The following is a 13,004-nucleotide window of genomic DNA, read 5'->3' on the forward strand; positions in this document are numbered from 1 at the left end:
GAAGCAGAGGAGGCGTTCTATGCAAACCTGAACACACTCGATATGGTCGCCTGAAAAATGAACAAATCACCCTCCGGTAAACCCGGGGCGGTTCAGTTTGCGTTTCATAAGCCCATGATAAGATGGGCGGATGAGCCGCGTCAGGGACAACCCTAGAAGGTTTGCAGGGTTTTGGATCGGCCTGTGCTGGATCGAGATACCCGTGTGGTCTTCGGCGTCCGTGGGTATCGCTGGGGTAGCAGGAGCGGTGTGCTTGAATGCTCCGGCGCGAGACGGGTCGAGACGATCTGCCAAGCGCAAAGCTCAAGGTTTTCAACCGGCTACGTTATGGGTTGAGCGATCCTGAGACAGCGTGCGCGGATCAACAGACCAATTGAAAATCCTCGTGTCGGTGGTTCGATTCCGCCCACGGGCACCACTTTTGAACTCACGACAATTGCAAGCTGACGTTGTTTTTCGACCATGTCCAGCTAGTGGTTGGCGCAAATTGTCCGGCTGGCCGTGCAGCGAGGCAACAGGCGAGGTTGTCTAGGCCGGGCGCTTAGATAGATACCTCTGCCAGCAGTTTGTCGCGCGTAACCTCTGATGAGGGCGCGGACAGGCGCACTTCGCCCCGGTTGATGGCGACGAAGTCATCGGCCAGGTCATAGGCGAAATCGAAGAACTGCTCGACCAGCACAATGGCGATCTCGCCTTCGTCGCGCAGCAGTTTGATGACCTCGCCGATCTGCTTGATGATATTGGGCTGGATGCCTTCTGTCGGCTCGTCCAGCAAAAGCACGCGGGGGCGGGCGATCAGCGCGCGGGCGATGGCCAGTTGCTGTTGCTGCCCGCCCGACAGATCGCCCCCGCGGCGCGTGCTCATCTGCTGTAGCACGGGGAACAAGTCGTAAATGCGCGGGGGGATGTGGTGCTGGTCGCGGGGCAGGCAGGCAAAGCCGGTTTGCAGGTTCTCGGTCACGGTCAGAAGCGGAAATATCTCGCGCCCCTGGGGGACATAGGCAATGCCCGCGCGCGCGGCCTGCGCGGCGCTCAGATGGTCGAGGGGGCGGCCATCCAGCGTGATCGTGCCGCCCGAATAGGGGTGACGGCCGGCAAGCGCCTTCAGCAGGCTGGTCTTGCCTACGCCATTCGTGCCCATGACCGCCGTGACAGCCCCCGGACGGGCCACAAGGTCGATACCGTAGAGGATTTGGCTGGCACCGTAATGCAGGGTCAGGTTCTCGACTTTCAGCATGGTTTACCGCCCCAGATAGACATCGATCACCTGTTGGTTCTGCGTGACATGGTCGAGACTTCCCTCGGCCAGAACCGACCCTTCATGCAGCACCGTCACCTTGCAGTTCAGGCGACGAATGAATTCCATGTCATGCTCGATCACCACGACCGCGCGGGTTTGGGCCGCGCGGGTCAGCAATTCGGTGGTATGTTCACGCTCTGCCGGGGTCATGCCGGCGGCGGGTTCGTCGACCAGCAAGAGGCGCGGGTCTTGCGCCAGAAGCATCCCGATTTCCAGCCATTGCTTTTGGCCGTGGCTCAGGTCGCCCGCGCGGCGCGGCAGATGGTCCGAGAGGCCGATTTCCTCGGCCAGTTCGGCAATCCGGGCGCGGGCGTGGCGGTTGGGCTTGTAGAACAGCACATCGAACGGCCCCCGCTTGTTGCGCAGCGCCATGGCCAAGTTTTCGCGCACAGTCTGGTCTTCGAACACGGTGGGTTTCTGGAACTTGCGGCCAATGCCCGCGCGGGCGATCGCGGATTCGGACATGCCCAGCAGGTTCATCGACGTCTCGCCCCAAAGCACGCGCCCCTCATCGGGCTTGGTCTTGCCGGTGACGATATCCATGAAAGTTGTCTTGCCCGCGCCATTGGGGCCGATGACCGCGCGCAGCTCCGGCTCTCCGATAGAGATGGACAGGTTGTTGATGGCACGGAACCCGTCGAACGTGACCGACACGCCAGAGACTTCGAGAAGCGCGCTCATGGTTTCCTCACAAGGTAGTCGAACAAGCCGCCAATGCCCTTGGGGAAGAACAGCGTGACCGCCACAAAGCCAAGGCCCAGCAGCACCAGCCACCAGTCGGTCCAGACGATCTCGTAAAACCCAAGGTCGATATTCGGCGCGCCGCCGCCGGTGAACCAGCTTGACAGCAGGCTGACCGTGGCCGCGCCGATGACCGCGCCGTAAAGCCGCCCACGCCCGCCGATGGCGACCCAGACGGCAAGGTAGATGGACGTGATCGGCGCGATTTCGGCGGGGTTAATGATGCCCGCCTGCGGGTAATAGAGCGCCCCCGCGATGGCAGAGACAATGGCCGTCACGGTGAACACCACCAGCTTGTAGCTTTCGACATGGTAGCCAAGGAAGCGCACGCGGCTTTCATTGTCGCGGATGGCGCGCACCACCGACCCGAACTTGCCCGACACAAGCCACGCGAACAGCAGGTAGCCCAAACCAAGTGCCAGGGCAGAGGCCCAGAAGAACCACAGCGCAATGGTCGATTGCGGCAGGTGCAATAGGCCTGGGATGTTCTGCAAACCCGACAGGCCATTGTTGCCGCGCAGCCCCGTGTCGTTCTGGAACAGGTAAAGCGACAGCGCCAGTGTCATGGCTTGGGTCAGGATCGACAGGTAAACGCCGGTTACGCGCGAGCGGAAGGCCAGCCAGCCAAAGACCAGCGCCAGCAGGCCCGGCACCAGCACGATCATCAGCAATTGCAGCGTCAGGCTGTGGGCAAAGCCCCAGATGAACGGCAACTCGGTGCTGCCCACCACGCTGAAAATCTGCGTGGCTATGGCGTCGCGTACCTCGCCCTCGGTGGCCGGGATGGGCGCGTTGGCCAGGGATTCGCGGACGATGCCCTCTGTGCGAGCATACATCAGCCACATGCCGATGCCGTAGCCGCCCAGCCCGAAAAAGGCAAAATGCCCAAGGCTGAGGATGCCGCAATAGCCCCAGACCACGTCCATCGCGACCGCGATCAGGCACAGGCACAGCGTCATGCCCAGCACCTTCAGAAATGAGGTCGAGACGATGCCCGCGCCGAACCCTTCGGAAAGCGCCGTGACGATCAGCGTGAAGACGGTGAGCAAGCCCAGAAAGCGCAAGACGGACGGGTTTTCTGACAGGAAGCCTTTGCGCGGGGCGAGGGTGACTTTCGCCATTGTGTCAGTCCTTTGCCAAAGCCAAGGTGTAATAGGTGCTGTTTGCATCTTCGGTATAGCTGCCGAAGGGCGGGCAGGTGACGAAACCGAAGCGCTCATACAGGGCACGCGCCGGGGCAAAGGCGGCGTTCGACCCGGTTTCCAGCGAAAGACTGCTCAGCCCGATCTCGTGCGCCTTGGCAATGATGGCCTGCAACAGCGCCCGCCCCACGCCCGCGCCGCGCGCGGTGGCAAGCGTGTGCATGGATTTCACCTCTCCCGCCATGTCGCTCAGGCGTTGCAGCGCACCAATGCCCAGCAAACTGTCGCCCCGCCACGCGCCCCACAGGGTGACAGACGGATCGTCCAGCTTTGCGCCGGTGAAATAGTGGCACGATCCGGCGGGCGTCACCGCCTCGCAATACCCTGCATGGCTGCGGATAAGGGCGGCCACCTCTGGCACGTTCGGATGGGTGATACGGATGTCGAGCGTCATGACTTCAATCTCCCGCCGCGCGGCCTTTGAGAGCGACAATGCCCTTGGGCCGGAACTGGATGAACAAGATCACGAACAGTACCATATAGGTTTGTGCGGCCAAGGTATTCGATGGGTTGAACCATTCGATCCCCTTTTGCAGAAAGCCGATGAGCGACGCGCCCGCAAGCGTGCCCCAGACATTGCCCACGCCGCCCACAACGACCGTCATGAAACTTTGCACGATGTAATTCGACCCCATTTCGGACGTGACCTGTGCATAAAGCCCGATGGCCACACCCGCGATGCCCGCAATCCCCGACCCAAGCCCGAAGGTCAGCATGTTGATGCGGTCGGGGTTGATGCCCATGCTCGCGGCCATTCCGGGGTTTTGCGTGACCGCGCGCACTTCCAGCCCCAGCCGGGTGCGCTTCAGGATATACAGCAAAAGGCCCAGAAAGATCAGCGCCAGCACGAAGATCGCCACGCGAATCGTGCTGATACCCACAATGTCGTTGAAGGTGATCGCCCCGCCCAGCCAGTCGGGCGCGGTCAGTGGGCGCGCCTGCGTGCCGAAGATGTTCTTGGCCAATTGTTGCAGCGCGATGGAAATGCCGAAGGTCGCCAGAAGCGTTTCCAGCGGGCGGGTGTAAAGATGGCGGATAACAGAGCGCTCCATCGCGACACCCGCGCCGAAGGTCACGAGGAAGGCCAAGGGCAGCGCGACCAGCAGGCTGATCGTGTAATCGGGGATGAAAAGCTGCACGACATAGCCCGTATAGGCCCCCATCATGATGAACTCGCCATGCGCCATGTTGATGACGCCCATCACCCCGAAGGTGATGGCAAGCCCAATGGCGGCCAGGAAGAAGATCGACGCCAGCGATAGCCCGTCCAGCACCAGATCGGCCACCTGATAGGCCGCAATCGCCTGAGAAGTGCTGTCAAGCGCGGCCTGCGCGGCGGCGGTGATCTCGGGGTCATCCAGAACGTAGCTCTCGTAGAAGACATGCGCGGCCACGGCCTGCGCGGCTTCATCCGGGGCAGCGCGGGGCGGCACGGTGCCCGCGGCTTCCAGCGCCTCATAGGCCTCTATCCGGGCGGCGGGGTCGCTCAGCCGCCCGATGGGCACACCGCCCACGCGGCCATCGACGATATTCTGCGCCAGAACCTCGCGCAGCATGGCCGGGGTCTGGGCGGGTTCGGCCAGACCGGCGGCGACCAGTTGGTCATAAGCCTCGGCCTCGGTCAGGTCGGTGCCGACCTCTAGCACGCGGGCGATATTCGCGCCCTCGGGCAGGGTGGGCGCGACTTCGGTCTGCGTGGCCGTCAGGCGCGCCAGCACGCCCCGCGCTTCGATGCTGATATCGCCGCCAAGCGCCTCGATCGCGGCCAGTTGCACGGCGCGGTCCTCGGAGAACTGCGCTTGCAGAAGCAATAACAGCCGTTCCTTGCGCGTGGCGAGCGTGGCGTCCTCTTCGCGCGCGATGCTGTCTTGCAGGGGCGCGATCTGGCTGGCATCGGGGCTGCGGCTGATCGCGTCAAGGGCGGCGGCACGGCGCACGCGCTCGGGCGCGTTCAACTCCAGCGGCACGAGGGCCGCGGCAATCACGCGCTGCACGCCCGAATTGGTGCGAATCTGTGTCACGTCACGGCTGGACACTTCGGCCACCGTCGCGCCGCTGTCGATGTCGATCAGGCGGACAAGGTCGCCTGCATCCTCGGCGTAAAAGAACAGCCCGTCTTCTGGCCGTTGCACGACCTCGCGGGCGCTGTAGCGGCGCAGGAATTCGCCGATATTGGGCTGCCCGCCCTCGATCAGGGCGGTCACGACGCTTTCGATGGTTCGCCGTGATGGGCTGGCCAGTTCCTCGGCAAACGCTTGCAGCGCGGGTTGCAGCGCGTCTTGGGCGCGGGCCGGGCCGGGCAGGGCGGCAAAGGCCAGCGCCACACAGGCCAGCGCGCGGAATATCAGGGTGCGAAGGGGCATTTCAGGTCCAGTCACAGGCAGGACGAAACCGGGCGCGCGAGCCATCTGCCGCGCGCCCGCACATGCTTAGTAGTTCGAGGTCAGCTGGACGCAGGTCGAGGTCTGCGTGTTATACATGCCGCATTCCAGCTCTTGCCAATCGCTGGTCAGCACAGAGCTTTCCGGCAGGTAGTCGGTCCAGGCATCGCCCGGCACTTCCTCGGTCTGGCTGATGATGTCGAACTGGCCATCCTCGCGGATTTCGCCGATCAGCACGGGCTTCGACAGGTGGTGATTGGGGTTCATCACGGCGGTGCCGCCGGTCAGGTTGGGAAATTCCTGCCCCCACATCGCGGCGCGCACGGCGTCCACATCGGTGGTGCCGGCTTCGGTCACGGCGTTCACCCACATGTTGAAGCCGATGTAATGCGCTTCCATCGGGTCGTTGGTCACACGCTCGGTCGTGCCGATGAAATCATGCCATGCGGCGATGAAGGCTTCGTTTTCGGGCGTATCGGCGGACATGAAGTAGTTCCACGCGGCCAGATGGCCCGCCAGCGGCCCGGTATCCAGACCCGACAACTCTTCTTCCCCGACCGAGAAGGCAACGACCGGGATGTCATCGGCGCTGACGCCTTGCGCGGCCAATTCGGTGTAGAAGCCCACATTGGCATCGCCATTGATGGTCGAGATCACGCCCACCTGCTTGCCGCCCGCACCCAGCGCCACCACGTCCGACACGATGGTCGACCAGTCGGAATGGCCGAAGGGCGTGTAGTTCACGAAGATGTCCTCGGCGGCAATGCCCTTGGACAGAAGGTAGGATTCAAGGATCGCGTTCGTGGTGCGCGGATAGACATAGTCGGTGCCCAGAAGCGCGAAGCTTTCGACGCCAAGTTCCTCAAGGAAGTAATCCACCGCAGGGATCGCCTGCTGGTTCGGGGCGGCACCCGTGTAGAACACGTTGCGCGAGGATTCCTCGCCTTCATACTGCACCGGGTAGAACATCAGCCCGTTCAGCTCTTCCAGCACCGGCAGCGCCGATTTGCGGCTGACAGAGGTCCATGACCCGAATATCACATCTACCTCGTCGACCGTCAGTAGCTGGCGCGTCAGTTCCGCGAAAAGCGGCCAATCCGATGCCGGGTCGACAACCACGGCTTCGATCTGGCAGCCCAGCAGGCCACCGGCGGCATTCTGCTGCTCGATCAGCATCAGCATCACGTCGCGTAGGGTAGTTTCGGAAATGGCCATGCTGCCCGACAGCGAATGCAGCACGCCGACCTTGATCGGCTCGGCGCAGTCCTGCGCAAGGGCGGGTGCGGCAACAAGGGCAGTGCTGGCAGCAAGGGCAGAAAGCAGAGTTCTGGGTGTCATTTATAAAGCGCTCCTATGTCCGTGCCGTGCGGTCTGTACGACCTGTTTCCACTCGATTGCACTGGGACACACACGGCAGAAGGTTTTTGTCGGCCTGTTGGTCCGGTCGCCCGGTCGCCCGGATGCGGGGGCAACAACCCCGCCAAGGCACCTTGAGCAGAGGACAGCTATGCAAAGCTGCCAAGCGGCGCGCTGGCTTGCGCCCCTGCGACTGGGACAGATCGCGCGGCGGTGGCGAAAAAAGATGCGTTGCGATGAATTTCTTTGCAGTTGCAGAAGCATCGCGCGCTGCAATGCCGCATCAGGCAGCGGTCAAGCCCCCGAATCCGGCTTTGGCCTGAGTCTTGTTCGTGGAACAGCCGAATGACGGACGCGGTTCTCTTTGTTTCCCCCTCGCTTTTCCATTTCCGATTTTTCTTGCAACACGTTGGTCCAGCGGCTTTCTTAGGCACAGGTGCCAGTTCAACAACATGTCAAAACGGAGCTTCCATGCGGTGCATGTCCTTATTGCGTTGTCTGGTAACGACGAGGCCGATGGCTGTGATTGCGCCAATTTTTCTAGGGACACGCTTGCCCTCGGCGCTTTCTTCCGTGTGCACCTGCCTGACGCTGATCTGCTTCACTTTAGCGCCCGCAGCGGCGCAAGACCGCGATCCGATGCTGATTTACCAGCAGGATGGCGCAACCTTGCGCGGCCATCTTCAATTCGGCCTGAATGCCGTTGCAGAGCGCAATCTCTACTGGGATCTTGCGGCAACGACCGCGCCAGCAAGCGGCTTCGACCCCGACACGAATTGGCTGGAGGCCTATATCAAGCCCGGTATCAGCTTCGAATACAAACTTGATGCCGGGTCTACCCTCTATGGCAAGCTTTCGGCCGTGTCGTCCTACACGCTGGGGACAGATGCGTTCGATACCGGCAATACCGGTGCCTCGACCTTGGAAGAGGCATTTATAGGCCTGAAGGGAGAGTTGGCGAACGGCCTGTCCTATGACTTTTCCTTGGGGCGTCGCGAATTGGTGCTGGGAACCGGAATGCTGATTGCAAATGGCGCGACCAGCGGTTTCGAGCGGGGCGCACTGAAATTCGGCCCGCGCAAGGCGTGGGAGATGTCCGCGATTGCGCGTCTGTCACTTGGCAACGTGACCGGCACGGCGTTCTATCTGGACCCGAACGAATTGCCGTCTACAGATGGGCAGAACGAGTTGGCTGGGGTCGACCTGCGCTACGATCATCCCGATGGTGGCTTCCTCGGGGCGACCTATGTCGACGTGTTGCGGTCGAACTCGTCTTATCCCAGTGCGGCACCGGGCGGGGTCGGGCCGCCTACGGTCACGCCCGGCGCGCGCGAAGACACCAAGACCATTGGCCTTTATGCCAAGACCAGCCCGATGGGCGGTGCCCTGGCCAACTGGACCTTCACGGGTGACATCGCGTTTCAGTGGAATGACAGGATCGATCTGAGGGCATGGGCCGGGCGCGTGACCGCCGCCTATAGCTTTGCCAACATGCCATGGTCCCCGAATCTGACGCTTGGCTACCAGACCTTTTCGGGCGACGATCCGAACACGCCGCAACTGGAGCGGTTCGATCCGCTTTACTATCAAGGCAGCCCAAGCGCTTGGGCGACAGGGTCCAAGTCGGCCTCGACCTTCATCAATTCCAACGTGAATGCCGTTACGCTGGCGCTGCGGGTAAAGCCCACACAACAGGACACCTGGACATTGCGCTACGCGCATATCCGGGCCAACGAGCTAAACAGCCCGGTCCAGTTCGGGCAGGCGACCCGTGTCACCATCAACGGGAACGTGGTGTCCGGCGTCACGGATGCCCATCTCGCCGATGACCTGTTTCTGGAATACAGCCGCGTCATCAATCGCAACACCTTTCTGACGGCCGGGGTCTCTGTCTCGTTTCCCGGCGCGGGTATCGACAATGTCATCGGTCGGCAGGCAGGGCCATGGACGGGAGGATTCGTAAATGTCGTCTTCAATTTCTAGGCTGACCGCACTGACCCTTGGCGCATGTCTTGCGACCGGACTGGCGGGCGCGGCCGGCGCACAGACAGCACCGCTAAGTGCGCAAGACTCCGACCCGACTGTTTTGGGCTGGATGCAAGGCTTCCCGCCGCCTGCGGACAAGTTGATTACCCAGCCGGACAGCAATTATTTCAGTTTTCCGAAACTGCGCTGGTCGGTCTGCCACCTTCGCGAATTCCTGCCGACGGAAGAAATTAGCCGTGGTTTGGGCGCGCCAGTGCCGCTGGAGTATCCAAGCCCCGCTGAATTCGCGGAGCTGCGCGCGCAGATAGACGCGCTGACCTTCCTGCCGATGAATTCAGACACAGAGATGACTTGGGAAGAGTCGCTCTACGCCAATTATACCGACGGTATGCTGATCCTGCATGAAGGGAAGGTCGTCTATGAGCGCTATTTCGGCTGTCTGGAAGAAGATGGCAAACACGCGATCATGTCGATGACCAAGTCGATCACCGGCTTGCTGGCAGAGATCCTTGTTGTCGAGGGCGCGCTGGACGACACACTCCTCGTGCGCGACCTAATTCCGGAAATCGGGGACAGCGCCTTCGCGACCGCCACGGTCCGGCAGGTGATGGATATGACGACGGGCGTGAAGTATTCAGAGGATTACTCTGACCCGAATGCGGATATCTGGCTGTATTCCCGCGCCGCCAGCCCGCTGCCGAAGCCCGCCGACTACGACGGTCCGGATGGCTATTGGGAATACCTTCAGCAGGTGCAGCCAGATGGCAATCACGGCGACGCATTTCACTACAAAACCATCAATTCCGACATGCTGGGCTGGATCATCAGCCGTGTGACAGGCCAGTCGGTGACAGAGCTTGCCTCTGAGCGGCTTTGGCGGTCCATGGGCGCGGAAATGGACGCATATCAGACCGTAGACGGCAAAGGCGTGCCCTTTGCCGGTGGTGGTGTCACCGCGGGCCTGCGAGACTTGGGGCGACTGGGCCAGCTTATGCTGAATGGCGGCGCAATCAACGGCGAGCGCCTGTTCCCGCAACAGGTTGTGGACAAGATCGCGGCTGGTGGCGATCCGGCGAAATTCGGCGGGTTCGCAACCATTCCGAATGGCAGCTACACCAGCCAGTGGTGGGTGTTCCACAATGACAACGGCGCATTCGCGGCACGGGGGGTGCATGGGCAGACGATCTATGTCGACCCGACGGCACAGATGGTTCTTGTGCGTTTGGCCTCTTTCCCGCGGGCACAGAACGGGTTTATAGACCCGACATCGCTGCCGGCCTACCAAGCGGTCGCCGACTACCTGATGTCACGCTGACGCGCAGGGGCCAAGAACATCCCGTTCGGGTGGACCCTGCTTTGGTCAGGGCAGGGCATATGCCCGTTCTACGCGCAGAAATGCGTGTCACCGGGCGCTGGACAGATCGTAGGCTCTAGACGTTTGTCCAAGCGCGCGCCATTCTCGGGCCTGTGAGGGCGGGCGCAGACCCGTCGCACGCCCCAGCCGGGGCTCCAACATATTCGGGAGAAACTCGCGTGACCAAACTGAAACTAGCGGTATCTTTTGCAGCCCTTGCGGCGGCGACACCCGCGCTGGCCGAAGGTGAACTGCGTCTGTTCATCTGGTCGGATTACATCACCGACGCCGCCATCGAACGCTTCGAGGCAGAGACCGGCATCGACGTGACGGTCGATGTCTATGACAGCAACGAAACGCTGGAAGCACGGCTGCTGGCCGGCTCTACCGGGTTCGACATCGTGGTTCCCACGGGCAATTTCATGGCCCGCCAGATCGCGGCAGGTGTGCACCAGCCGCTGAACAAGGACATGCTGCCGAACCTGTCGAACATGGACCCGGCATTGATGGAGCGCTCTGCCCGGTTCGATGCGGGCAACGAGCATTCCACCATTTACATGTGGGGCACGACCGGGATCGGCTACAATATCGACGCGATCGCCGAACGTCTGGGCGCGGATTACGAGGTCAATAGCTGGGATCTGGTCTTTAACCCGGAAACCGCGGCCAAAGTGGCCGATTGCGGCATCAGCTTCCTTGATTCCGCCGACGAGATGCTGCCCCCCGCGCTGGCCTATCTGGGCCTGAACCCGGAATCGCGCGAAACCGCCGATCTGGAAGCGGCGGCGGAACTGCTGGGGTCGGTGCGCGAGCATGTGCGCTATTTCCACTCGTCGCAATATATTTCCGACCTCGCCAATGGCGAAACCTGTGTCGCGGTCGGCTTTTCGGGCGACGTGTTCCAAGCTGCCGCCCGCGCCGAAGAAGCAGGGCAGGGCGTGAATGTCTGGTATGCCATCCCGCAGGAAGGCGCGCAGGTCTGGTTCGACATGCTGGTGATCCCGGCAGACGCGCCGAACGTGGAAAACGCGCATCGTTTCATCAACTACCTGATGGAACCCGACGTGATCGCAGAGATCACCAACTATGTCTGGTATGCGAATGCCAACCGCCCGTCCTGGCCGCTGGTGGACGAAGAAATCACCTCTGACCCGGCGATCTTCCCCACCGAAGAGGTGATGGCGAAGCTCTTCACCTCTGTCACTGCCGATTCGCGTACCGACCGGACGATGACGCGTCTGTGGACCACCGTTCGCACCGGCCAATAACCGCAAATAGCCCCGCCCGGCACTCCGGGCGGGGCCATTTCTGAAAGGCACGCCATGTCCAGCCAAGCCCAACCCGCTGTGGCCGCAGACCTGCGCCCGTGGACCGACCCCGATGCGACGCCCTTCATCTCGGTCAAGGGCGTGTCGAAGCGCTTCGGCACGTTCACCGCCGTCAGCGACGTGTCGCTCGACATCTACCGGGGCGAGGTGTTTTGCCTGTTGGGCGGGTCCGGTTGTGGCAAGACCACGCTCTTGCGTATGTTGGCAGGGTTTGAGTCCCCCACCGAGGGCAAGATCCTGATCGACGGCAAGGACATGGCCAATGTGCCCGCGGACCGTCGCCCCACCAACATGATGTTCCAGTCCTACGCGCTGTTTCCGCATATGAGCGTCGAAAAGAACGTAGCCTACGGGCTGCTGCGCGAAGGCAAATCCAAACCCGAAGCCATGGATCGCGTGGCCCAGATGCTGAAGCTGGTCAAGCTGGAACCCTATGCCAAGCGTAAGCCGCATCAATTGTCGGGCGGCCAGCGCCAGCGGGTCGCGCTTGCGCGCGCGCTGGTCAAGCAACCCAAGGTGCTGCTGCTCGACGAACCCTTGGGTGCCTTGGACAAGAAACTGCGCGAGGAAACCCAGTTCGAACTGATCCGCATTCAGGAAACGCTGGGTGTGACCTTCATTGTCGTGACCCATGACCAGGAAGAGGCGATGACGCTCGCCACCCGCATCGGCGTCATGACCGAGGGTGAAATCCGCCAGATCGGTGAACCGCGCGAGATTTACGAATCCCCCAACAGCCGCTTTGTTGCCGATTTCATCGGCTCGGTGAACCTGTTCGAGGGCACGGTCGCCTCCCTGAACGGGGCGCAGGCCGTGGTCGATACGGCAGACCTTGGGCCCGTCACCACCACCGCGCCAGAGGGGGTGAGCGTGGGCCAGACCGTGACCTTGGCCATCCGCCCCGAACGCTTTGCGCTGACACGCGCAGCACCCGCCGAGGGCACGCCCAACACCTGCCGCGCGATGGTGCGCGATATGGGCTATGGCGGGCATATCAGCAGCTATCGGCTGAAATTGGGGAATGGGCGCATCGTCTCTGCCACGCAATCGAACCGGCTGCGCGACGAAGACCCGATCATGTGGGACGAGGAAATCAGCATCACCTTCCCGCCCCCCGTCGTCCGGGTGCTGACGCGATGAGCGCGGGCGCGCTGGACAGGGCCGGGGCAGGGCGCTTCGCGCTGCCCTTGCCACTCAAGATCACGTTCGGGCTGCTGGTCCTGCTGGCGGCGGCGGGCGCGGTGTTGTTGCCGCAGAACGCAGCCCTTCTGCTGGGCGGCCTGGTCGCGGCGGTGTTGGTGGCCTTTGGCTTGGGCCGCGCGGCGGGCATCAGTGACCGCTGGCTGGTCATCGCCA

General features: G+C 62.2%; 10 protein-coding genes. 4 read left to right on the forward strand and 6 right to left on the reverse strand.

All coding sequences use genetic code 11. The features are described from left to right. Window positions 1-541: 541 nt before the first annotated feature. The 6 genes from urtE to urtA form a co-directional block, all read right to left on the reverse strand. On the reverse strand, window positions 542-1,237 hold the full coding sequence (gene urtE, locus J1C52_RS10170; RefSeq protein WP_227427834.1) for an urea ABC transporter ATP-binding subunit UrtE: 696 nt from the start codon (window positions 1,235-1,237) through the stop codon (window positions 542-544). A 3-nt stretch (window positions 1,238-1,240) separates the two neighbouring features. Beyond that, window positions 1,241-1,981, reverse strand: coding sequence for an urea ABC transporter ATP-binding protein UrtD (gene urtD / locus J1C52_RS10175; RefSeq protein WP_227427835.1), 741 nt, complete (start codon window positions 1,979-1,981; stop codon window positions 1,241-1,243). Beyond that, window positions 1,978-3,162, reverse strand: a complete 1,185-nt coding sequence (gene urtC, locus J1C52_RS10180; protein WP_227427836.1) for an urea ABC transporter permease subunit UrtC — start codon at window positions 3,160-3,162, stop codon at window positions 1,978-1,980. Before urtC ends, urtD begins: the two co-directional genes overlap by 4 nt. 4 nt (window positions 3,163-3,166) lie before the next feature. Continuing rightward, entirely contained in the window at window positions 3,167-3,637 is a 471-nt protein-coding gene (locus tag J1C52_RS10185; RefSeq protein ID WP_227427837.1) for a GNAT family N-acetyltransferase, read from the reverse strand. A 4-nt stretch (window positions 3,638-3,641) separates the two neighbouring features. Further along, on the reverse strand, window positions 3,642-5,606 hold the full coding sequence (urtB, locus tag J1C52_RS10190; RefSeq protein ID WP_227427838.1) for an urea ABC transporter permease subunit UrtB: 1,965 nt from the start codon (window positions 5,604-5,606) through the stop codon (window positions 3,642-3,644). 66 nt (window positions 5,607-5,672) lie between these two features. Then, entirely contained in the window at window positions 5,673-6,962 is a 1,290-nt protein-coding gene (urtA, locus tag J1C52_RS10195; protein ID WP_227427839.1) for an urea ABC transporter substrate-binding protein, read from the reverse strand. A 570-nt stretch (window positions 6,963-7,532) separates the two neighbouring features. Here urtA and J1C52_RS10200 point away from each other — a divergent pair. The 4 genes from J1C52_RS10200 to J1C52_RS10215 all read left to right on the forward strand — a co-directional run bounded on the left by J1C52_RS10200 (window position 7,533) and on the right by J1C52_RS10215 (window position 12,788). Then, complete coding sequence (locus J1C52_RS10200) at window positions 7,533-8,963, forward strand: alginate export family protein (RefSeq protein ID WP_227427840.1); 1,431 nt, start codon at window positions 7,533-7,535, stop codon at window positions 8,961-8,963. Then, on the forward strand, window positions 8,944-10,281 hold the full coding sequence (locus J1C52_RS10205) for a serine hydrolase domain-containing protein (protein ID WP_227427841.1): 1,338 nt from the start codon (window positions 8,944-8,946) through the stop codon (window positions 10,279-10,281). The genes J1C52_RS10200 and J1C52_RS10205 overlap by 20 nt, the downstream gene beginning before the upstream one ends. Before the next feature lie 218 nt (window positions 10,282-10,499). Then, window positions 10,500-11,588, forward strand: coding sequence for a polyamine ABC transporter substrate-binding protein (locus J1C52_RS10210; RefSeq protein ID WP_227427842.1), 1,089 nt, complete (start codon window positions 10,500-10,502; stop codon window positions 11,586-11,588). Between the two features lie 54 nt (window positions 11,589-11,642). After that, window positions 11,643-12,788 carry an ABC transporter ATP-binding protein gene (locus J1C52_RS10215; RefSeq protein ID WP_227427843.1) on the forward strand — a complete coding sequence of 382 codons (1,146 nt, stop codon included), beginning with the start codon at window positions 11,643-11,645 and terminating at the stop codon, window positions 12,786-12,788. Window positions 12,789-13,004: the final 216 nt, after the last annotated feature.

This window comes from Roseibaca sp. Y0-43, assembly GCF_020667835.1.
GTDB lineage: Bacteria > Pseudomonadota > Alphaproteobacteria > Rhodobacterales > Rhodobacteraceae > Roseinatronobacter.